Origin of the sequence: Campylobacter novaezeelandiae (genome assembly GCF_004323845.1) — a bacterium.
In the GTDB taxonomy this organism is placed as follows: Bacteria; Campylobacterota; Campylobacteria; order Campylobacterales; family Campylobacteraceae; genus Campylobacter_D; species Campylobacter_D novaezeelandiae.
On record NZ_QPGR01000004.1, the window covers coordinates 1 to 22,049 of the forward strand.

The 22,049-nt window shown below is 28.0% G+C and carries 24 protein-coding genes and 1 other RNA gene; 12 read left to right on the forward strand and 13 right to left on the reverse strand.

The features are described 5' to 3' along the window. Positions 1 to 104 precede the first annotated feature (104 nt). Positions 105 to 464, reverse strand: a transfer-messenger RNA (tmRNA) gene (gene ssrA / locus DU473_RS02960). 1 nt (position 465) lies between these two features. After that, positions 466 to 876, reverse strand: a complete 411-nt coding sequence (locus DU473_RS02965) for a histidine phosphotransferase (RefSeq protein WP_131163659.1) — start codon at positions 874 to 876, stop codon at positions 466 to 468. Between the two features lie 198 nt (positions 877 to 1,074). On the opposite strand from DU473_RS02965, the gene ruvB reads away from it, so the two are divergent. Then, positions 1,075 to 2,082 (forward strand): Holliday junction branch migration DNA helicase RuvB, encoded by a 1,008-nt coding sequence (gene ruvB, locus DU473_RS02970; protein WP_131163658.1) that lies wholly within the window; start codon positions 1,075 to 1,077, stop codon positions 2,080 to 2,082. A 6-nt stretch (positions 2,083 to 2,088) separates the two neighbouring features. After that, positions 2,089 to 3,132 carry an AI-2E family transporter gene (locus tag DU473_RS02975; RefSeq protein ID WP_131186499.1) on the forward strand — a complete coding sequence of 348 codons (1,044 nt, stop codon included), beginning with the start codon at positions 2,089 to 2,091 and terminating at the stop codon, positions 3,130 to 3,132. 35 nt (positions 3,133 to 3,167) lie between these two features. Here the strand turns inward: DU473_RS02975 and murD are convergent, their stop codons facing one another. Together murD and mraY are read right to left on the reverse strand one after the other, a co-directional pair. After that, positions 3,168 to 4,370 (reverse strand): UDP-N-acetylmuramoyl-L-alanine--D-glutamate ligase, encoded by a 1,203-nt coding sequence (gene murD / locus DU473_RS02980; RefSeq protein ID WP_131186500.1) that lies wholly within the window; start codon positions 4,368 to 4,370, stop codon positions 3,168 to 3,170. Beyond that, the gene (mraY, locus tag DU473_RS02985) at positions 4,367 to 5,425 is read right to left on the reverse strand and encodes a phospho-N-acetylmuramoyl-pentapeptide-transferase (RefSeq protein WP_131166353.1); all 1,059 of its coding nucleotides are present in this window, start codon (positions 5,423 to 5,425) and stop codon (positions 4,367 to 4,369) included. The genes murD and mraY overlap by 4 nt, the downstream gene beginning before the upstream one ends. Before the next feature lie 78 nt (positions 5,426 to 5,503). Here mraY and gpmI point away from each other — a divergent pair, with 78 nt between their 5' ends. The 8 genes from gpmI to DU473_RS03025 all read left to right on the forward strand — a co-directional run bounded on the left by gpmI (position 5,504) and on the right by DU473_RS03025 (position 14,541). Then, positions 5,504 to 6,982, forward strand: coding sequence for a 2,3-bisphosphoglycerate-independent phosphoglycerate mutase (gpmI, locus tag DU473_RS02990; protein ID WP_131163654.1), 1,479 nt, complete (start codon positions 5,504 to 5,506; stop codon positions 6,980 to 6,982). 64 nt (positions 6,983 to 7,046) lie between these two features. Next, on the forward strand, positions 7,047 to 7,790 hold the full coding sequence (gene fabG / locus DU473_RS02995; protein WP_131163653.1) for a 3-oxoacyl-ACP reductase FabG: 744 nt from the start codon (positions 7,047 to 7,049) through the stop codon (positions 7,788 to 7,790). Further along, positions 7,790 to 9,037, forward strand: a complete 1,248-nt coding sequence (locus DU473_RS03000) for a DUF2920 family protein (RefSeq protein WP_131186501.1) — start codon at positions 7,790 to 7,792, stop codon at positions 9,035 to 9,037. Before fabG ends, DU473_RS03000 begins: the two co-directional genes overlap by 1 nt. Positions 9,038 to 9,099: 62 nt before the next feature. Next, positions 9,100 to 9,333, forward strand: a complete 234-nt coding sequence (acpP, locus tag DU473_RS03005; RefSeq protein ID WP_131163651.1) for an acyl carrier protein — start codon at positions 9,100 to 9,102, stop codon at positions 9,331 to 9,333. Positions 9,334 to 9,363: 30 nt separating this feature from the next. Continuing rightward, entirely contained in the window at positions 9,364 to 10,581 is a 1,218-nt protein-coding gene (locus DU473_RS03010; RefSeq protein ID WP_131163650.1) for a beta-ketoacyl-ACP synthase II, read from the forward strand. Between the two features lie 2 nt (positions 10,582 to 10,583). Continuing rightward, positions 10,584 to 11,525: an acetyl-CoA carboxylase carboxyltransferase subunit alpha gene (locus DU473_RS03015; RefSeq protein ID WP_131163649.1), complete on the forward strand. Its 942-nt coding sequence runs from the start codon at positions 10,584 to 10,586 to the stop codon at positions 11,523 to 11,525. Between the two features lie 258 nt (positions 11,526 to 11,783). Next, positions 11,784 to 13,868 (forward strand): TonB-dependent receptor domain-containing protein, encoded by a 2,085-nt coding sequence (locus DU473_RS03020; protein WP_438830690.1) that lies wholly within the window; start codon positions 11,784 to 11,786, stop codon positions 13,866 to 13,868. 76 nt (positions 13,869 to 13,944) lie between these two features. Then, complete coding sequence (locus DU473_RS03025; protein WP_131186502.1) at positions 13,945 to 14,541, forward strand: NUDIX hydrolase; 597 nt, start codon at positions 13,945 to 13,947, stop codon at positions 14,539 to 14,541. Between the two features lie 2 nt (positions 14,542 to 14,543). On the opposite strand, the gene DU473_RS03030 is transcribed toward DU473_RS03025, so the two are convergent. From DU473_RS03030 to rpmB, 3 genes are all read right to left on the reverse strand, one after another. Beyond that, on the reverse strand, positions 14,544 to 15,665 hold the full coding sequence (locus tag DU473_RS03030) for a methyl-accepting chemotaxis protein (RefSeq protein WP_131186503.1): 1,122 nt from the start codon (positions 15,663 to 15,665) through the stop codon (positions 14,544 to 14,546). Next, complete coding sequence (locus DU473_RS03035; RefSeq protein ID WP_131163646.1) at positions 15,665 to 15,886, reverse strand: HP1242/YdcH family protein; 222 nt, start codon at positions 15,884 to 15,886, stop codon at positions 15,665 to 15,667. Before DU473_RS03035 ends, DU473_RS03030 begins: the two co-directional genes overlap by 1 nt. Positions 15,887 to 16,016: 130 nt before the next feature. Beyond that, on the reverse strand, positions 16,017 to 16,211 hold the full coding sequence (gene rpmB, locus DU473_RS03040; protein ID WP_131163645.1) for a 50S ribosomal protein L28: 195 nt from the start codon (positions 16,209 to 16,211) through the stop codon (positions 16,017 to 16,019). Between the two features lie 168 nt (positions 16,212 to 16,379). Between rpmB and rpe the strand changes: the two genes are divergently transcribed. Both rpe and DU473_RS03050 read left to right on the forward strand, forming a co-directional pair. Continuing rightward, positions 16,380 to 17,027 (forward strand): ribulose-phosphate 3-epimerase, encoded by a 648-nt coding sequence (gene rpe, locus DU473_RS03045; protein ID WP_131166349.1) that lies wholly within the window; start codon positions 16,380 to 16,382, stop codon positions 17,025 to 17,027. Next, positions 17,024 to 17,827, forward strand: a complete 804-nt coding sequence (locus DU473_RS03050) for a 3'-5' exonuclease (RefSeq protein WP_131186504.1) — start codon at positions 17,024 to 17,026, stop codon at positions 17,825 to 17,827. Before rpe ends, DU473_RS03050 begins: the two co-directional genes overlap by 4 nt. A 20-nt stretch (positions 17,828 to 17,847) precedes the next feature. Here the strand turns inward: DU473_RS03050 and DU473_RS03055 are convergent, their stop codons facing one another. The 6 genes from DU473_RS03055 to DU473_RS03080 are packed head-to-tail and all read right to left on the reverse strand — an operon-like array spanning position 17,848 to position 21,979. After that, positions 17,848 to 18,372, reverse strand: a complete 525-nt coding sequence (locus DU473_RS03055; protein ID WP_131186505.1) for a hypothetical protein — start codon at positions 18,370 to 18,372, stop codon at positions 17,848 to 17,850. Then, positions 18,362 to 18,886 (reverse strand): hypothetical protein, encoded by a 525-nt coding sequence (locus DU473_RS03060; protein ID WP_131163641.1) that lies wholly within the window; start codon positions 18,884 to 18,886, stop codon positions 18,362 to 18,364. Before DU473_RS03060 ends, DU473_RS03055 begins: the two co-directional genes overlap by 11 nt. Next, entirely contained in the window at positions 18,876 to 19,823 is a 948-nt protein-coding gene (locus DU473_RS03065) for a DUF8569 domain-containing protein (RefSeq protein ID WP_131186506.1), read from the reverse strand. The genes DU473_RS03060 and DU473_RS03065 overlap by 11 nt, the downstream gene beginning before the upstream one ends. Further along, positions 19,823 to 20,455 carry a lysophospholipid acyltransferase family protein gene (locus DU473_RS03070; protein ID WP_131186507.1) on the reverse strand — a complete coding sequence of 211 codons (633 nt, stop codon included), beginning with the start codon at positions 20,453 to 20,455 and terminating at the stop codon, positions 19,823 to 19,825. The genes DU473_RS03065 and DU473_RS03070 overlap by 1 nt, the downstream gene beginning before the upstream one ends. Then, on the reverse strand, positions 20,439 to 21,740 hold the full coding sequence (gene miaB / locus DU473_RS03075; protein ID WP_131163638.1) for a tRNA (N6-isopentenyl adenosine(37)-C2)-methylthiotransferase MiaB: 1,302 nt from the start codon (positions 21,738 to 21,740) through the stop codon (positions 20,439 to 20,441). The genes DU473_RS03070 and miaB overlap by 17 nt, the downstream gene beginning before the upstream one ends. After that, positions 21,737 to 21,979, reverse strand: coding sequence for an HP0268 family nuclease (locus DU473_RS03080; protein WP_131163637.1), 243 nt, complete (start codon positions 21,977 to 21,979; stop codon positions 21,737 to 21,739). The genes miaB and DU473_RS03080 overlap by 4 nt, the downstream gene beginning before the upstream one ends. Positions 21,980 to 22,049 lie beyond the last annotated feature (70 nt).

The window sequence follows — 22,049 nt, forward strand, 5'->3', positions numbered from 1 at the left end:
AGAAAAAATAGAAAAAATTGCAATTATTATAAATCAAATGAAATAATAAGAATACTGAAAAATAGATATTTTGAAAGGTTTTTAAATTTTAAGAAATTAAATGATGGTGGAAGCGAGGGGAATTGAACCCCTGTCCAAAAATAATTCCACAAAGACCTCTACATACTTAGTAAAGATGAAAATTTCACCAAATCAAGCTCATCTTCCAAAACTTTATGATCTGGCTAAGACTTTATTTCATCTTTGATGTGTCAAGTCAAAGACTACACTATCTTGTAATGACCAAATTTTAAATTAGATAGTATTGTTTAAAATTCGGGCTCAACTGAACTTACGCAGCTTTAGCGTAAGCAGGAGCAAATTTTACGTTGTTTGCGTTTAATTTTAATTTAGGCTTTTAACGCTTTGCCCAAAGCGGTATGCCATCTTTGCAAACTTACTCCTGTCGAAGCCAAGTCGCTCCCATTATTTAGAAATAATATTTGGAACATTAACAATTAAAGGATTAAAAATAGCTAAAACAGAATCGTCATTTTCGTAAGATCTGCAGTATTTTTCAAATTGATCACTCATTAAAAGCATCCAATCTGTAAATTCTTCGCTTGCAGGACCTTCAAAACGGCTTGCTTGAATCATCATTTCTTCACAAAATACGCAAAAATCTGTTACTTCATTAAGCTCTAAACGTCTTGCAGCCCAAGCAGTATTGTGTGCTAGAGTTTCAAGCTCTTTTACAGCTTCTTTATATTTTTGTTTATCTGTGCCTAATTTTATGATCAATGGTTCAAAGCGATCACACATGGTTCTAAAAAATTGCAAAAATTTTTCTATATCATCAATTTCATAATCTAATTCTAATTTTGTTAAAATCCCCATTTTTAAACCATTATTTTAAAGTTCAATTTAAATTTTATCAAATTTTAGCTAAAAACTAAATTTTAAAAGTTAATGAGCAATGCTTAGTGATAAAGTTTTATTTATTTTTGAAAAATTTCTTAAAATATAAATAGTCTTTATAAAAATTAAAACTATACTTTGTTAAAATTCTCTTTTAATTTTTTAAAGCAGTTTAAAATGGATAGAATTGTAGAAATAGAAAAATTTTCCCTAGATGAAACTTATGAAACTTCGCTAAGACCATCAAATTTTGATGGTTATATTGGTCAGGAAAATATCAAAAAAAATCTTCATATTTTTATCAGTGCCGCCAAAAAACGTAAGGAATGTTTAGATCATATTCTTTTTAGCGGACCCGCAGGACTTGGAAAAACAACCTTGGCTAATATTATCTCTTATGAAATGAATGCAAATATTAAAACAACTGCAGCTCCTATGATAGAAAAAAGTGGAGATTTAGCTGCTATTTTGACTAATCTTAGCGAAGGCGATATTCTTTTTATAGATGAAATTCATCGCTTAAGTCCTGCCATAGAAGAGGTGCTTTATCCTGCTATGGAAGATTATAGGCTTGATATCATTATAGGAAGTGGCCCTGCTGCACAAACGATTAAAATCGATTTGCCTAAATTTACTTTAATCGGTGCTACGACTAGAGCAGGAATGCTTAGTAATCCTTTAAGAGATCGTTTTGGAATGCAATTTCGTTTAGAATTTTATAAAAATGAAGAATTAGCCCTTATTTTACAAAAAGCAGCAAATAAACTTGGTAAAATTTGCGATAAAAAAGCAGCTCTTGAAATCGCTAAAAGATCGCGTTCTACGCCAAGAATTGCTTTAAGGCTTTTAAAAAGAGTAAGGGATTTTGCTGATGTAAATGATGAGGAAAATATTAGCGAAGAAAGAGCTAAAGAGGCTTTAAATTCTTTAGGGGTTAATGAGCTTGGTTTTGATGCTATGGACTTAAGGTATTTAGAACTTTTAACTTCTGCGAAACAAAAACCTATTGGGCTTGCTAGTATTGCTGCTGCATTAAGTGAAGATGAAAATACCATTGAAGACGTGATTGAGCCTTATTTGCTTGCTAATGGCTATATAGAAAGAACGGCTAAAGGAAGAATTGCAAGTGCAAAGAGCTTTAGAGTTTTGAAATTAAATTATCAAAAAAATTTATTTGAGGATTAAATTTATATGAAAAATGGTAAAATATTTTTAATATGCTTTATTTTGGTTGTTTTAACGCTTTTGCTTTATCTTTTTAAAAATTTTTTACTTGTTATGATAATTGCTATTTTAATGGCTGTGGCTACTTCTAACTTGCATTTGAGATTTTTAAATTTAACTAAAGGTCGTAAATTTTTAGCAACTTGTATGACTACTGCTTGTATTGTTGCTCTTTTCTTTGCCCCTTTTGTTTATGCCATGATAGAATTTGCCAGAGTTTTAAAAAATTTTGATATAAATACCATTACTCATACTTTAGATTATATTAAAAATTACGAATTTTCTCTTCCTGAATCTTTGAATTTTTTAGAACCAAAAATAAAAGAATTTTTAGCCAATATTGATCTTAATACCCTTTCAAAACAGTCTTTAAGTTATGCTTCAAATTTTACAAAAAGTGGAGCTAAATTTTTGATTGATATGGTATTAATTTGTGTATTTTATTTTTTTGCAAATCTTTATGGAACAGAGCTTGTTATTTATATAAAATCTATAGTGCCTATTGAGAAAAAGGAGCTTGAAGATGTATTAAGCGAAGTAAGCAATGTTATGGCTGTGGTGCTTTATTCTATGGTTATTGTTGCTATTTTTCAAGGTGCATTATTTGCAATTATTACTGCTGTTTTTGGTTATAATGGATTTTTAATGGGTGCTATTTTTTCAATAAGTTCTTTAATTCCTGCTATTGGCGGTGCTTTAATTTATATACCTATTAGTCTTTATGAATTTGCTATGAGTAATCAAAAAGCTGCTTTTTGGATTTTTGGTTATTCTGTTTTGGTAATATCTTTTTTTGCGGACACTTTAATCAAGCCTTTAATTATCAAATGGATTAATGAAAAACTTGTTAAAACTCCTACGAATATCAATGAATTCTTGATTTTTTTAGCAATGATCGCTGGAATTTCTAGTTTTGGGTTTTGGGGTATTATTTTAGGTCCAGCAATTTTAACTTTTTTTATTTCAACTATAAGACTTTATGTAATTTTGAAAGATAAAAATTTAATTTAATAATCCAAATTAAAAAGTTTAAAAATTTAAGCTTTTTAATTATTTAAGTCTTTGATTTCTTTTTTAAATATCTCTCCTCGTTCTTTATAGGAGCTAAATTGATCCAAACTTGCACAAGCAGGACTTAGTATAGCAATTTCGTTATTTTTTAATTCTTTTGAAATTTCTTTGATAGCATCTTTTAGAAAATGGCATTGATAAGCTTTTATTTTATAATCTTTAGCATAAGAATTAAGTTTTTGTATATTTGATCCTATGATGTATAAAGCTATATCTAGTTTTTGCATAAAATTGAATAAGTTGTTAAATTCCATTCCTTTATCATCACCCCCTATGATAAGATAAATTTTTTTATCTTTATAGCGTTTAAGCGCTTCTAAAGTGGCATTTTCATTAGTAGCTTTTGTATCATTGATCCAAGTTCTTCCTAGATGATCTTTTAATTCTTCTAATTTATTTTCTTCCATTTTAAAAGTGGATAAAAGTTTATAATTGATATCTTTAAGGATAATTTTTTTTATACTACAAGCTATAAGAGCATCGATTAAAAAAGGTTTTTTAAAATTAACTTTTTTTAGATCAATTTCCATTTTCTGTGCTAAATCTTTTTCATCTTTATAAGTAATTTTATCCGCTTTTGTAGGAATATCAGCATATATTTGAGGAAGTATAACTTTATCACATTTTTGCATTCTATATAAAACACTAAGTTTGGCTTCTTCATAGGCTTTAAAACTTCCATGCCAAGAGATATGATCTGTGCTTATAGGCAAAAGGGCATAAATTTCGGGTTTTGCTAATTTTGTATAATGAAGAGTAAAAGATGAAGTTTCAAGTATCCATAATTTTGCATAAGGATTTAAATTAGCTAAAGGTATGCCTATATTTGCGCCCATAACAGCTCCTACATGTTTTAAGAGATGTTGGGTTATTTGTGTTGTTGTTGTTTTTCCATTTGTTCCGCTAATCCAAACACTTCTTGGCATAATGTCATAAAAGAAATCATATTCACTGATTAAATTTCTAGCTTGTTTAACTAAGATATGATCTTTTGGAAAACCTGGGCTTACTATTTCAAGTGAACTTAAAGAAGGGTTAAAATGATTTGTAGGTAATAAATTGTTATTAAATTCATCTTTTAAAGGCTTTTTAAAATTATCATCATAAATATCAAAGCCACCTAATTTTTGCGCTAAAGCTTTAGTGGTTGTTCCGTAACCAAATAAAGATTTTTTCATCTTAATTTTATTGAGGCAAGGGCGATTAAATTGGTAAGTAAAGCTATCATCCAAAAACGCACAATGATTTTATTCTCTACCCAGCCTACTTTTTCAAAATGATGATGGATAGGAGCCATTTTAAATACTCTTTTATGAAATATTTTAAAACTTCCAACTTGCAAAATAACTGATATGGTTTCAAGAACAAAAACAAATCCTATAAGTAAAAGTAAAATTTCATTTTTACTAATAACTGCTAAAAACCCTATAAAAGCTCCTATGCTTAAACTGCCACTATCTCCCATAAAAATTTGTGCTGGATAGCAGTTATACCATAAAAACCCCATTAAAGCTCCAATTAAAGCCGCACAAACAATTGCAACTTCTCCAAGATTTTGAATTTTAGGCAAAAGCAAATACTCGCTGTAATTAAGATTTCCGCTTAAATAAATAAAAATTGCTAAAGTTGAAAGAGAAAATATAGAAGGAACCGTTGCTAATCCATCAAGTCCATCTGTTAAATTTACTGCATTAGAACTTGAAATTAAAACTAAAATCCAAAAGACTATAGCAAAAAGAGATAAATCAAAAAGAGGATGTTTGTAAAAAGGGATATATAAATCTGTATTAAATCCATAAAAATAAAGTGGCACACAACAAAGCAAAGAAGCAATGATTTGAGCTATAAATTTAGCCCTAGCACTAAGACCACTGTGATTGTTTTGATAAAGAATTTTACCTAGATCATCAATAAGACCTATAAGCGAAAATAAAATAAGACATAAAAGGGTCAAAAGAGCAAAATAATTATCAAATTTTATGCATATTAAACTTGCAATAACAGCACAAGATATAAAGACAATCCCACCCATTGTTGGTGTTTTTGATTTCATTTGATGATTTTGTGGAGCGTATTCGTATATAGGTTGATTAGCATTTTTTGTTTTTGCCCATTTTATAAATTTTGGAATAATAAATAAAGTAAGACAAAGGGCAATGAAAAATGCAAATCCTGCACGCACGCTAATATAAGTAAAAAAAGCATAATCACTAAAATAAGATAAATAATACAAATGTAAAGCCTTTTTTTGTTTTTAAAGTTTAATTTTAGTAAAATCAAGCAAAAAATATTCTTATAAAGAGTTTAAAAAATGAAACAAAAATGTATTTTAGTTATAACAGATGGTGTAGGGTATAATCCAGATAGTGAATTTAATGCTTTTTTTCATGCCAAAAAGCCAAATTATGAAAAACTTTTTAAAGAAGTGCCTCATACTCTTATTAAAACCAGTGGTTTAGCAGTAGGTTTACCAGAGGGACAAATGGGTAATAGTGAAGTAGGGCATATGTGTATAGGAAGTGGACGCATTATTTATCAAAATTTAGTAAGAATTAATAAGGCTATAGAAAATAATACTTTAAAAGATAGCACTAATCTTCAAAATATTTTAAAAAAATGCAAGAAAATTCATATTATAGGTTTATATAGTGATGGAGGGGTACATTCAAGCCATATGCATTTTAAAGCTTTGCTTAAAATGTGCAAAGATGCAGGTAATGAAGTTTATGCGCATATGATAAGTGATGGTAGGGATACAAGTCCTAAAAGTGGTATAAATTTCGCTAAAGATTTAATAAAATTTTGTCAAGAAAAAGATATTCAATTTGCAAGTTTATGCGGAAGATTTTATGCTATGGATAGGGATAAAAGATGGGAGAGAACACAAAAATATTATGATTGTTTATTAGCTAAAGTGTTAAAAAATAGTGATTTTGTTGAGCATATTCAAAATTCTTATGATAAAGATATTACCGATGAGTTTTTAGAGTCTATAATTAATCCTAAATTTGAGGGAATTAATGAAGAAGATGGACTTATTTTTATTAATTTTAGAAATGATAGAATGAAACAGATTATTGAAGTTTTAAATGATGGAAATTTTAAAGAATTTAAGCGTGAAAAAATTTTCAAAAATTTACTTACAATGACTGTTTATGATGATAAATATAATATTCCAGTGTTATTTGAAAAAGAAAAGATTGATAATACCTTGGCTGAGACTATTTCTTTGGCTGGTTTAAGACAACTTCATACAGCAGAGACTGAAAAATATGCTCATGTAACTTTCTTTTTCAATGGAGGAAAAGAAGAAGTTCTTGAAAATGAAACAAGGGTTTTAATCCCAAGCCCTAAGGTAAAAACTTACGATTTGATGCCTCAAATGAGTGCTTATGAAGTGCTTGAAGTGGTGTTAAAAGGTATAGAAAATCAAGAAGATTTTATAGTTGTTAATTTTGCCAATGGAGATATGGTAGGACATACTGGAGATTTTAAAGCGGCTGTTAAGGCTGTAGAAGCTGTAGATGATTGTTTAGGAGAAATTATAAAAAAAGCTAGAGAGCAAGATTATGCTTTTATTATTACAAGTGATCATGGCAATTGTGAAGCTATGCAAAATAAGAAAGGGGAGTCGCTTACCAATCATACAACTTTTGATGTATTTGCTTTTATTGAGGCAAAAAATATTACGAAGCTTAAAGAAGGTAAGGGACTTAGTAATATAGCTGCTAGCATTTTAAAGATCATGGGGATTAATATCCCAAAAGAAATGAATGAAGCTTTGTTTTAAATTGGGTATAAATTAATTTAATTACTAAAGCATTGTATAATTTTAAAATAAAAAAGGAGTAAAAATGAAATTTAGCGGAAAAAATGTTTTAATCACAGGATCAAGTAAGGGCATAGGCTCATATATTGCAAGAGTTTTAGCAGAATTTGATCTTAAAGTTTGGATTAATTATAGAGGAGATCATAAACTTGCAGATGCCTTAAAAGAGGAAATTGAATCAAAAGGTGGCAAAGCTGCTGTAATTAAATTTGATGCAAGCAAAGAGGATGAATTTGAAGCTGCTATTAAGACTATCATAGAAAGCGATGGAGAACTTAGTTATTTGGTAAATAATGCAGGAATTACAAATGATAAATTAGCCTTAAGAATGAAATTAGAAGATTTTACTGAAGTAATTAATGCGAATTTAAATTCAGCATTTTTAGGTTGTAAGGAAGCATTAAAAATAATGAGTAAAAAACGTTTTGGAGCTGTTGTAAATATAGCTTCTATAGTGGGAGAAATGGGCAATGTTGGACAAGTGAATTATTCTGCTAGTAAAGGTGGAATGATTGCTATGACTAAATCTTTTGCAAAAGAGGGTGCGAGTCGTAATATTCGTTTTAATGTTGTAACGCCTGGATTTATTAAAAGCGATATGACAGAGGTTTTAAGCGAAGAAATTAAAAAATCTTATGAAGATAATATCCCTTTAAAACGTTTTGCTGAACCTTGCGAAGTTGCTTATTGTGTAGCATTTTTGCTTAGTGATTATGCTTCTTATGTGACAGGAGACTCTCTTAAAATTAATGGCGGACTTTATATGTAATGATAAATAAAAAAACCTATGAAATCACTTCTTGTGATGATGTTGAGCTTAATATAAAAAGAGAATCAAAGCTTGAATTTAAGCTTTGGTTTGATGATGCTAAAGAAGTAAAAGCTTTAGTTTTTATCAATCAAGGGCTTGGAACTGATTGTAATGATCCTTATTTAGATTTTGTTGCTAGAGATTTAATCAAAAATTTAGATATTGCTATTGTAGGAGTTAATTATCACTGCATAGGCAATCGTCCTCAAACAGGTTCTAGTTTTTATTTAGATGATATTGATAAGCTTATTTTAAGTGAAAGTTGCAAAGCTATCAATTTAGAACTTCCTTTAGAGGTTAAAGATATTAATAATTATGAAAAAATGAGTGAAGTTTTTCATTTTGTCAATCAAAATTTAGCTAGAAGAAAATTTGAAGGGAAATTAAATCCTAATTATTTTTTAAACCTTCATGTAAGTTTACAGCCTAGTAAAAATGAATATCAAAATTTTGGCATTATGCAAGCACAAGATTTAATCAATGCTTTGCTTTTTATTAAAGCAAATCCTCCATTTAAAATTTCTGGGGGGGGGGATTTAGCTATTATCATGATAGGGACTTCTCACGGAGGATATTTATCACACCTTGCGGCTAAAATTGCCCCTTGGCTTATAGATGGAGTGATTGATAATTCTAGTGGAGCTAAATTTCCTTGGAGGGTTGTAGGTTTTGGCAAAGAGATTGATTTTATGCAATATGCTGAATTTTCAACTTTTGATTTTTTTCATCATATTAATACTCATTGTTCCACAAAAACATTTTGGACCAGTAATAAAGAAGCAAAAAACTTTTTTTCTCCGGCAAGAAGAAAAATAAGAAACATTTTAGAAGAAGATCATCTTATAATACAAAGCAAATATGCCAATACAAAATATGTGAGTTATTTTTCTGTAAAAGATCAATATCTTTCTTTAGAAGAAAAAAGAATTTTATATAAAGAATTTAGGGATTTAAATTTTGATGCTTGTCTTTATGAAATCAGTGAAAAAGATATAGATCATAAATTCATAAAAGATCTAAATCACGGTATGGGAATACCTACAAAACTTTTAATTAAAAAAGAATTGCCAACTTTATTAGATAAAATTCTTTTAGATAATAAAAAAGACTTTAAAGAAAAAAGTATTTCTTATCCAAGTGAAGACTTAATTTATACTTTTAGCGAAGAGAATAATAGAATAAGTTTGAAGATTATAAAAAAGTAATATTGTATTTTTAAGCTTTTTAGGATAAAATACGCGTTATTTTAAATTCAAGGAGATAGATAATGGCAACTTTTGATGATGTAAAATCAGTTGTAGTAGAGCAATTAAGTATAGATGCAGATGCGGTAAAAATGGATTCTAAGATAATTGAAGATTTAGGTGCAGATTCTTTAGATGTTGTTGAGCTTATTATGGCTTTAGAGGAAAAATTTGGTATAGAAATCCCTGATAGTGATGCTGAGAAGCTTATTAAAATTGAGGATGTTGTAAATTATATTGATAATCTTAAAAAATAATTTTAAATTCTTATAATAAGGAAGCTATTTTTGAAAAGAGTTGTAGTTACAGGTATTGGAATGATCAATGCTCTTGGTCTAAATAAAAATGACTCTTTTGGAGCAATTTGTGAAGGTAAGAGTGGCGTTGGAAATATTACTCTTTTTGATAGTAGTAATTTTCCTGTAAGAATAGCTGCTGAAGTAAAAAATTTTGATCCACTAGAAGTTATTGACGCTAAAGAAGTTAAAAAAATTGATCGTTTTATACAGCTTGGAATAAAAGCAGCAAAAGAAGCAATGCAAGATGCTAATTTTGATGAAAATTTTCAAGAAGAAGAATTTGGTATTGTTTCAGCAGCTGGTATAGGTGGTTTGCCTAATATAGAAAAGAATTCTATAATTTGTCTTGAAAAGGGTGCGCGTAGAATTTCTCCATTTTTTATTCCATCAGCACTTGTGAATATGCTAGGTGGATTAATTTCTATAGAGTATTCTTTAAAAGGGCCAAATATTTCTTGTGTAACAGCTTGTGCGGCGGGAACTCATGCTATAGCTGAAGCTTATAAAAGTATAGTTTTAGGAACAGCTAGTAAAATGCTTGTTGTAGGTGCAGAAGCGGCTATTTGTCCTGTAGGAATTGGTGGTTTTGCATCAATGAAAGCATTGTCAACAAGAAATGATGATCCTCAAAGAGCTTCTAGACCTTTTGATAAAGAAAGAGATGGTTTTGTTATGGGAGAGGGAGCTGGAGCTTTAGTTTTTGAAGAGTATGAGGAAGCCAAAAAAAGGGGTGCTCATATATATGCTGAACTTATAGGGTTTGGAGAGAGTGCTGATGCACATCATATTACTTCGCCTACTTTAGATGGTCCACTTAGAGCTATGCAAAAAGCTTTAAAGATGGCTGGTAATGTAAAAATTGATTATATTAATGCACATGGAACTTCAACTCCAGTTAATGATAGAAATGAGACAGCAGCAATTAAAGCACTTTTTGGAAATGATATTCCTTTGGTAAGCTCTACTAAAGGTCAAATAGGTCATTGTTTGGGAGCTGCTGGGGCTATTGAAGCTGTTATTAGTATTATGGCTTTAAAACAAAATATTGTCCCACCAACTATTAATCAATTAGTTCAAGATGAAGAATGTGATCTTGATTATGTGCCAAATAAAGCTAGAGAAATGAATTTAAAGGTTGCTATGAGCAATTCATTTGGATTTGGTGGCACAAATGGTTGTGTGATTTTTAAAAAAGTAGATAATTAATAATGGCTTCATATTTAGATTTTGAAAAAAATATTGAACAAATTGATCAAGATATTATTAATGCTAAAAATAAGGGCGATTTTGAAGCTGTTGCTATCTTGCAAAAAAATCTTGAAAAAGAAATACAAAAGACTTATAAAAATTTAAGTGATTTTGGTCGTTTGCAACTTGCTAGACATCCAGATCGTCCTTATGCTTTAGATTATATTCATCTTATTTTAAATGACGCTCATGAAATTCATGGAGATCGATCTTTTAAAGATGATCCTTCTATTGTTTGTTTTATGGGTTATTTGGGTCAAAAAAGACTTATTGTTATAGGTGAGCAAAAAGGAAGAGGAACTAAAGATAAAATTCTAAGGAATTTTGGTATGCCTCATCCTGAAGGATATCGTAAAGCTTTAAGAGTTGCAAAACTTGCTGAAAAATTTGAAATTCCTATACTTTTTTTAATTGATACCCCAGGAGCTTATCCAGGTATTGAGGCTGAAGAAAGAGGTCAAAGTGAAGCTATAGCGCGTAATTTGTATGAATTAAGCGATCTTAAAACTATTACCATTGCTGTAGTTATTGGCGAAGGAGGTAGCGGAGGAGCTTTAGCTATAGGTGTTGCAGATAAGCTTGCAATGATGAAAAATTCTGTTTTTTCAGTTATCTCTCCAGAGGGTTGTGCAGCGATACTTTGGAATGATCCTTTAAAAAATGAAGTAGCAGCAAAGGCTATGAAAATCACAGCAGATGATCTTAAATCTCAATCTTTAATAGATGATGTCATAGAAGAGCCTTTAAATGGAGCACATCGAAATAAAGAAGGTGCAGCTGTTGCTATAGCAAATTACGTTAAAAAATCTTTAGAAGAACTTGAAGGTATTGATAAAAGAGAACTTGTTTCTAATCGTATGAAAAAAATTCTTAAACTTGGATCTTATACTGAATATTCTTAAAAATATAAAAATTTATTATATTTTTTTATTTAATATTTAGATTTATATTTATTTCTTGATAAATATTTTTTAGCTTATATTGGTTAAAAAATATTTTTATAGACTTTCTTTAACTTTTTGTATTCAATAATTTGTTTTAAATTTTGTTTTATGCTGATTAAATATTATTAATAAATAATTTTTTATTTATTAAATTTTAAGCTAGTTCTCTTATAATTCAAAATTGATATTTAGTATCAATTTTATTTTAAAGGAAAAATTTTGACTAAAAAATTAAAAACCCCAATATTTGCAAGAAATAAATTTTTTATTTTTTCTTTATTCTTAAGCTCTTGTGCATATGCTCAAGAACAGTATAGACTTAATGAAGCTGTTATAAGTGCAAGTGGATTTGAGCAAAGCATAGTAGATGCACCTGCATCTATATCTATAATTACAAAAGAAGAGTTAAGTCAAAAACCTGTTAAAGATATAGGTGAAGCTATTGCCGATATCCCAGGAGTTGATGTAACTATGAATAAAACTGGAACTTACGATTTTAGTATACGTGGTTTTAGCTCTAGTTATACTCTTGTATTAATTGATGGAAAAAGACAAAGCGTTGCAAACGGTTTTTACGATAATGGTTTTGGAGGAAGTGAATCTGGATACTTGCCTCCCTTATCAATGATTGAGCGCATAGAGGTGATTAGGGGTCCTGCTTCAACTCTTTATGGAAGTGATGCTGTTGGAGGTGTTATTAATATTATTACTAAAAAAAATCCCAATAAAACTGAAGCAAGCATTGAATTTAATACACTTTTACAAAATCACCCTAAGAAATATGGTAATGCAGGAGGACTAAATTTTTATATAGCAACACCAATTATTGATAATAAATTTTCAGTTTCTACTAGATTTAAATATTATGATAAAAAAGATTCTGATTTAAAATGGCCAACTCCTGTATATCAAGGTTCATCTCAGAAACCATCTAATTATCAAATTGCTAGTCACTCTCCAGGATATTTTTCTAGTTTAGGTTTTGGCGCTAGATTTAATTTAAATGTCAATGATAATAATGACGTATATTTAGATTTAGAACGCTATATTAATGAAATAAGTGTAAATTCTACTAGCGGCAGAGCGATAAAAAGTGAGAGAAGATTATTTAAAGACAATATAGTTTTAAATCATGATGGAATGTATAATTTGATTTCAACTAACTCCTATTTTCAGTATGGAAGCACAAAGGATATAGATTTACATAGTCAAATTTTTGTAGTTGAAAGTAAAGCTGTTGTTCCATTTGATCTTAATAAATATGGTAATTTTGTTACAAGTTTTGGAGCAAGGTTGGATTATGAAATGCTTAAAAATGATTCTTCATCTGCTGGAACTGAAATTAAAGGAAAAAATTTAGATCAAACATTAGCTGCCTTGTATGCAGAGAATGAATATTTTATTAACGATAATCTTATATTTACTACAGGGTTAAGATATAATTATAGCGATTTATTTAACTCACAATTTACTCCAAGAGTTTATTTGGTTTACAATCTAAATGACAATGCAACTTTAAAAGGAGGAGTATCAAAAGGCTATAAGATTCCTGCTGTAAAACAGCTTACAAATGGATATTATAATTATGGCAATGGAAGCGCTTCTTTTGGAAATCCTGATTTAAAGCCTGAAGAAAGTATAAATTATGAACTTGGTATAGATTTTAAAATATTTAATTTTGCACATTATTCTATAACTGCTTTTGTGACGGATTTTAAAAATCAAATTTCTAATGAAGAATTAGATGGAACTTTAAATGGTATAGATTGTAGTAGTGGTATAACATGTACAAGACCTATAAATTTAGGAAAAACTAGAACAAATGGAATAGAATTTGCCTTTAATACTATATCTTATAATGGTTTTAGTATCAATTCTTCTTATACTTTCATGGATAATCGCTATAAAAATGGTAAAAAAAATATTTATGGTGGCAATAGGATAGAGAATTTACCAAGGCATATAGCTATGATAAAATTAAATTACGAAAAAGGTAAATTGAATTCTTATATAAAAACAAGAGCAAGACTTGATACTATCAGTAAGCCAAAAGGGGGAAATAATAAGCCTTTGCCTTGGCAAAAATATAAACCTTTTTATATAGTTGATATTGGGTTAAATTATAAAGTAGATAAGCATAGCACTCTTAATTTTTCTATACAAAATCTTTTTGATAAAAACTTTTTTGATCCAGGTATTACTAGTTATGCAAATAATGGATTGCCAGGAGGATATGCAAATCGATATCAAGATTATACTGAAGGTAGAAGCTTTTGGATAAGTTATAAATACGATTTTTAAATTTATAAAAAATTAAATGATTTGAATTTATAATGAATATAATTCATAACTTAATAAAAGTTTTTAAAGGAATATTATGAATTTAAAAACATTAAAAGAAGAAAGATTTGTTTCTTCGCCCTATATTCAACCTAAAAGATATACTTATGAATATAAGGGAAAAAAATATTCTTGGGATTTTATTTGTGCTAAAGATAGCGTATCTATTTTGCTATATCATGTAGATTTACAAAGTTTTGTTTTCGTTAAACAATTTAGAATTCCACTTTGGCACTATCAAACAAGTTTAAAAGAGTATAAAGAAAATAAAAATTTAGGATATACAATAGAGCTTTGTTCTGGGCTAATTGATAAAAATTTAAGCATAGAAGAAATTGCCAAGGAAGAATGTATAGAAGAGCTTGGTTTTCATCCTAAAAAATTAGAAAAGATTAATGAGTTTTATTCTGGTTTTGGTTCAGGGGTTAGCAAACAAAATCTTTATTTTGCAGAAATAAGTCAAAAAGATAAATTAAGTCAAGGTGGAGGCATAGACACAGAAGAAATTGAAGCCGTTTATGTTAAAGTTGTGGATTTTGAGGAATTTACAAAAAATATTATCCGTAATTCTCTGCTTGATTATTCTTATTTTTGGTTTATGAAAGAAAAAGCCAAAGTATACAATTTAGCTTAAAATTAAGCTAAATTATTTTTTTGGCGTGATAGACTTGTTTCATTAAGCATTTCTTCAAAGATATCAAAAAGTTCTAAAGAAGCATTTTCTGCATTTTGACATTTTTCTGTAATTTTGTTTTGTGTTACTTGAGTTGATGAGTCTTCAGTGTGAGCTATATTGATTGCAGAATTCATATTTTCGTGAACTTTTTGATGAGGTTCATTAATTTTTGAGAATATTTTACTATGTCCAAATCTTTCTTTTCCTGTGCTAGCTAACCATTTTCCTAAACGACATGAGGTATGATTTGCTAGTTGATTTCCTGTTTTTTCAAAAATTTCTTTATAGCCATTGAGTTTAAAAGCAACGTGATCTAACTTAGCTAAAGAAATAAAAGCTTCAGAAGTTATATCTTTTGCATTGGCATTTGTTAAGTTGGATTCTTGAATCAATTCATTAAATTTATTTGAAAAATTTTGTATATAAGAATTAGAATCAGTAGAAACTTTTTCAACTTGTTCGCTTTGTGAATACATTTCATTGGCATTTTGTTTTAATAAATTGATATTCATTTCAACTTCTGCTGTAGCTTTTTGTGTCTTTTCTGCTAGTTTTCTAACTTCATCAGCAACAACGGCAAATCCACGTCCATATTCTCCTGCACGTGCAGCTTCTATTGCTGCGTTTAATGCTAAAAGATTAGTTTGATCTGAAACGTCTTTAATTAAATTTATAACATTAGTGATTTCATCAACGCTTCTATGGAGAGTTCCAGCAGTATTACGAGATTTATTTGCTGATTCTATAATTTCTTCTAAAGAAGAAGTTATAGAATGGGTAATATGATCAAGTTCATCCATTTTACTAAGAGAATTTTGGGAGTATTGTGAGATGATTTCAGCTTTATTGACATTATCTAACATATTATTTTGAACAATGCTAATATTATTAAGAACTCCATTTAATAAGATTTTTAAAAGATCTGTTTTTAATTTTGACTCTAAGCTTTCTTGTTCAAGCGATGTAATTTTTGTTTTAAGATCCAAATTTTCATTTTCTAAATTTTTTATTTTTTCTTTATAGATTTTAACTTCTTCTTCAAGAAATTTAAGATCATTTTGGCTATTCTTTGAACTAAACATTATGACTCCTTTTTATAATTTGAAAGATATTCATTAAGTTGGTCTTTAAGTATTAATTTCTCTTTTTTGAGTTTTGAAATTTCTGTATTGCTTAAAAAGATTGTTCCATTTTCAGCATTTTTAATTTTTTCATCTAGTTGATTGTGTTGATCAAAAAGCTTATCAAAGTGAGCGTCTTTACCTTTTAATGATGATATTAAATCTCTAAATTCATGTAACATGGTTTTCCTTTGTTTTTGGTAAGTTTTAAGATTGTTTAATATTATATCTTAAATTAAGAGACTTAAACTTAAAAAAATATAAAATTTTATATATTAATATCGTAGATATTAAGGAGTAAAATCCTTAATATTATTTAGAGTTTTGTTTTTTAAGAGTTCTTAAAGTAGAAGCTGCAATTCTTATTTTTTTTGTAGTACCATCTTCTAGGGTTATACGAACTGTTCTAAGATTTGGTAAAAATCTTCTTTTTGTTTTATTGTTTGCATGACTAACATTATTACCTACCATAGGTCTTTTACCTGTAACTTGACAAATTCTTGACATTAGTTTTTCCTTAAGCTTGAGATTTATTTTAGCTATGTTTTTTCTATATAAAAACAAAATTGTATCTAAATAAACTTAAAAATTCAAATTATTTATATTTTTTTAATATATAAAAGATAAAATTTTTCTTTGTCGTCTAAATTAAATTGAATATAAAATGAGGTTAAAATGTATGTAGCTCCTAGTATATTATCTGCCAATTTTTTAAGACTTGAGGAAGAGATTAAGGCGATAGAGCAGGCTGGAGCCGATCTTTTACATATTGATGTAATGGATGGATATTTTGTTCCAAATTTAACATTTGGTCCTTGTGTAATAGAAAAAATTTCTAGTATTACAAATGTTCCATTAGATGTACATTTAATGGTAAAAGATGTTGTTAAATTTGTAGATTTTTTTATCCCTTTAAAGCCTAAATTTATTTCTTTTCATATAGAAGCAGAAAATCATCCAATAAGACTTTGTGAATACATAAGATCTCAAGGAATTCATCCTGCTATTGTTTTAAATCCTCATACACCTATAGATTCTATAAAACATATGTTAGAATTTGTTGATATGATTCTTTTAATGAGTGTTAACCCAGGATTTGGTGGGCAAAAGTTTTTGCCATTAATATATGAAAAAATTAGAGAATTAAGAGAGTTGATTGATAGGAAAAATGCAAAGGTTTTTATAGAGGTAGATGGGGGTATTAATGGTTTAAATGCCAGTGAGTTGGAAGCTAGTGGAGCTGATATATTGGTTGCAGGAAATCATATTTTTTCTTCTAATGATTATGCAAGTGCTATTAAATCATTAAAGCTTGAATTTTGAATTTACAACAAATTGATTTAATTATTACTAAACTTATAAGACAAAGTAGATCTTATGAATGGGTGATTAACGAATTTTCTATGATTGATGAGCTAAAGGATTTAAATCTAGATTTGAGGCTTTTAGAATTTATGGGTATTTCGTTTAATTTAAATAAAGATAATACTCTTACCTTAAAATCAAGAACTAAAAATTTTAAAGAAGAAATATTTTGTATAGTTGATATAGAAAGCACAGGTGGTATTAAGAATGGAAATATTTTAGAAATAGGTGCTGTAAAAATTCAAAATTTTAAAGAAATCGATCATTTTTGTTCTTTGATTAAGGTTGAAGAAATTCCTGATAAAATTACCGAGCTAACTGGTATTAATATAGATATGGTAAAGAATGCTCCTGCTCTTGATATTGTTTTAAAACAATTTAGAACCTTTTTAAAAGACAGTATTTTTGTGGCACATAATGTTAGATTTGATTATAGTTTTATTTCTAAAGCTTTAAATAATTGTAATTTAGGAATTTTACTTAACCGTCGTATTTGTACTATAGAATTTGCTCAATGTTGTATAGATAGTCCAAGATATAAACTTGAAACGCTTAAAGAAGTTTTAGGTATACAAAATATACATCATAGAGCATTAAATGATGCCCTAGCTGCAGCTGAAATTTTTAAATATTGTCTTAGCAAACTTCCTTATCATATTAAAACTACAGAGGAGCTTATTAGTTTTATTAGAACTTCTCGTTCAAAAACAAATAATAAGAGTTTGCAAAATAGTCCAAAGACGAAAGAAAATGGGTAGTCAATTTTTAAAAGATTATATCAAGGATTTGCAAAGTAAATTTTAACAGGAAAACTTACAGCTATATCTTTATCATCTGCTTTTAATGTAAGAGGATAATCTATTTGAATTAGGTTTTTATATTGTTTTAAATGATCTATAAAATTATACAAAATTCTAGGATTTTTAATATTTGCCTGTATCAGTAGGTGTTCTTTTAAATAAGGAATTGATTGATTTGTATCTAAAGACTTTATTTTTACATTTTGAAAGTAGTTTTTTGTAAAATTTACAAAATTTTGAACATCAAATTGACGTTTAAATTGTTCCAAGCTTATATTATTTTCTTTACGTAAAAGATTTAATTTATCTTCACTTGCTTTGAGTTCTTTATTGGTTGAGGCAAGTGATGAATTTTGAATATTTTCTTTTGCAACGATTTCTTTGTATTCTTTAAGTATAGGCAAAAGTAAAAATAAAATTAAGCCAGTACATATTGTTATAAAACTAAAAGAATAGATAAGAAGTTTTAAAACATCTATTTCTTCAAAACTTTTATCTTTCATTGTTATTTCCTATTTTTGTATTAATACTTATAAAACGATACCACCCATTATTGAGTTTATAATAGTTAGTATGACTTTCATCAAAAACACTTTTTAGCGGAGTTTCTAAAAGCAAAATAAACATTTCTTTTGTTGGAGTAATGCCTGAGAGTTTTAGTGAATATTTATTTTGTTCTAAATTATCCAAAGTAATTGCATTTGTTTGAATAACCATATCTAAAATATTTTTAAGACTTTCCTTTATATACTGGTTTTGTGTATAAAAATTATTTGCCATATAGCTTTGATTGAGTAAAATTTTATATAAATCTTCGTTTTTTGAAATTTGATTTTCTTTAAGTATTATTTCTTGTTTTTTGTTTTCTATGGAATTAGAAATAAAGCTTACTTTAAATAAATAAATAAAATAAATAAATAAAATAAATGAGATTCCAAATATAAATAAAGCAAACCATGTTTTATCAAAAAGTGTCCAAATAGGTTTTTTTCTAGGTTGTATAAAACTATATTTCATAAGAGTTAAGTTCCTCTTGCATTAAAGTTATCATCCAGTTTAGAGTATCAATTTTTTCAAATTTTGGCTCTAAAAAGATTTCATTTTCTATTACTTCAAAAGTAGCAAGAGAAAATTCTTTATCGCTAAAAAATACTAGCTCATCAATGAAATTATTAGAGTATTTATCATCATTATAAAATTTTTGAATACTTGAAAAAATATAATTACAAATTTCCATGTCATGACTAAAGCTATTTAATTCTTTAAAATCGATATCATTTTGTAATACACTTTCTTTATTTTCGCTATCTAAAAACTCAGAATTTTCTTGCATATCAAGCTCTTCTTTTTCTTTAGAAAACAATAACTCGTCATCTAAAGAGTCTGATTGATCTTCAATATTTCCCTGAGTAGTATTTTTTTCAAATACTTTATAATCTCCAAATAAAATATCCTTTCCCTTACAAATCATTAAAGTTAAAAAATTATCATAATTATGTATATATAAAATCGTTTTTTCTAAGCTTAAGCTCCTTTTTGAGATATGATAATATAGCAAAGCAAAAGGTGAATATAAAAAATCAATTCCGCTATATTCTTCAAAAAGTTCATTAAAATATTCTATATGTTCAGTAGCAATATAAATTTGTGCATTATTTAAAGGTAAATATTTTACACTCATTTTGCCTATATTAAATTTTTCAAGATTATTGGTATTTAAATCAGGAATTAATCCTTGCTCTTGATTATTTAAAAATAAGCCTATATAGTATATAAGATATTTTTTGCTTAATTTTTTTATATGTTCTAGAAGTTTTTTTTCGTCATTAAAAGTTTTTTCTTGGGTGCTAATTAAATTTTTATTTCGATAAATTTTTGCTTTAAAGATTTGTTCATTTTCTTTTATAAGAATAGCAATAAAAATCTGTGGAAGATATTTTTTTAAAAAAAACATTAATAAACCTTGAAACTATCCATATTATATATTTTTTCAAATTCTTTTTTTAAAAAAATTTTCGCTTGGCTTTTTGATAAATCTGAAATATCTAAAGGATCAGAAAGTCTATAAATAATTTTACTAAAAGGTTTTGGTAAAATCATTTGGTCCCAACTTGAAAATTTCCAAAAACGATTTGTTTCATAATTTAAAATTCTTATTTTAACATTTTTCTTTTGTGCAATTAAAATCGCCCCATCTGAAATACTATGAAAAGGTCCTCTTGGACCATCTGGGGTAATAACTATATCGTCATTTTGATCTAAAACTTTAAAAGCTGATTTTAATACAGTTCTAGCTCCTTTAAAAGTGCTACCTCTAATGGAGTGAAGACCATAAAATGAAATAATTCTTGCAATTTTTTCTCCATCTTTGTGTAGAGAAATCATTACATAAGCTCTTTTATTTTTAAATCTAAAATGTCTAAAAGCAAAAGGCATTAAAGCTAATCGTCCGTGCCAAAATAAAATAACACAAGGTTTTTCATCTACCTTTTTTCCTTTATATTCTTTAGAACAAGTTAAGAAAATAAACCATTGTAATAAAAATATTATTCTAGTTAAAAAAAATTCTTTAAATAATTTCCCCATGAAGCACCATGCGTTTAACATCTGTAATCTTTACACGTTTTAATTTTCCTAAGAATTCTTCACTTCCTTGAATTTGAACTAAAAAATTATTATCCGTTCTACCAGCAACAGCTCCATTGGCCCTTAGCTCCTCAAATAAAACTTTTACTTCTTTGTTTTTTTGTTTAAGAACAATTTCATCTAATATTTCATTATGTCTATTTTGCAAAGTTGTAAGTCTAGAAGAAGCGATATCTTCAGGAATTTGATTTGGCATTGAAGCAGCTTTAGTAAGAGGTCTTTTAGAATATTTAAAAGAAAAAAGTTGCTCAAAACGCACTTGTTCTAAAACATCCATAGTTTCTTCAAAATCTTTATCGCTTTCGCCAGGGAATGCTACAATGATGTCTGTAGATATGCTAACATCAGGACAAAGTTCTCTGATTTTAAAAGCTCTATTTAAATACCACTTTTTATCGTATCCTCTTTTCATGGCTTTTAAAATATTATCAGAACCGCTTTGTAATGGCATATGAATGGATTTGCAAATTTTAGGATTATTAGCAAAAACTTGTAAAAACTTATCATCCATATGTAAAGGATGAGGGCTAGTAAAACGAATACGTTCTAAGCCTTCAATAGTGCTAAGCTCTTCTAAAAGATCTGAAAAATCTATTTTTTTATGATTATTGCGGAATTTTTTACCATAATTATTTACATTTTGTCCAAGTAAAAATACTTCTTTTGCTCCTTTTTGAACTGCCTTTAAGGTTTCTTTAAAAATGATATCAAATGGAATTGAAATTTCATCTCCGCGCGTATAAGGAACTATGCAATAAGTGCAATGCTTGTCACAACCTATAGAAATATTAATATAAGTTTTATAAGGATTGTTTCTAAAATCAGCAAAAGTAAATTCACTTTCATCATAATCAATATCTGTCCCTATGAATTTAGGAGTTTTGACAGCTTTTGTGATTTTTGAAACATTTCTTGCTCCTAAAACAAAATCCACATAAGGAGCTCTTTTGAAAATCTCATCCCCTAAATGTGAAGCAGTGCAACCGCAAACTCCTATTTTGGCACCATTTTTTTTGATTTTTTCAAAAGCTCCAATTTCAGAAAACAATTTGTGAACAGGTTTTTCTCTTACAGAGCATGTATTGATAAGTATAAGGTCTGCTTCTTTAATGTCTTCAGTTAAGGTGTAATTTTCTTTTTGAGAGAGTTCAGCAACTATATGTTCTGAATCTCTTACATTCATAGCACAACCTAAAGTTTGAATAAATAATTTTTTTTCACTCAAAGAATGTGTACCTCATACATAAAATCTGATTCATCAAGCCCATATTTAATAGTTCTATGATAAACGCTAAAGCCTTTTTTTTCAAAATATTCTACAAGAGAAATTAATTGTTTATGAGAGTTGTCTTTATCAAAGTAAAAAAATTTTTGCCCTTCTTTTGTTACAGCTTCTTCGATTTTTTCTAAAGTAATAGTTTTTGGTTTTTCGTTGATTGAATTTCTTGCTAATTTTATTTCCATAGTTTTTCCTTAACTTCTTTTAAATTTATTATTATATCAATTTTACTTTTAATTAAACTTATTAAAGATA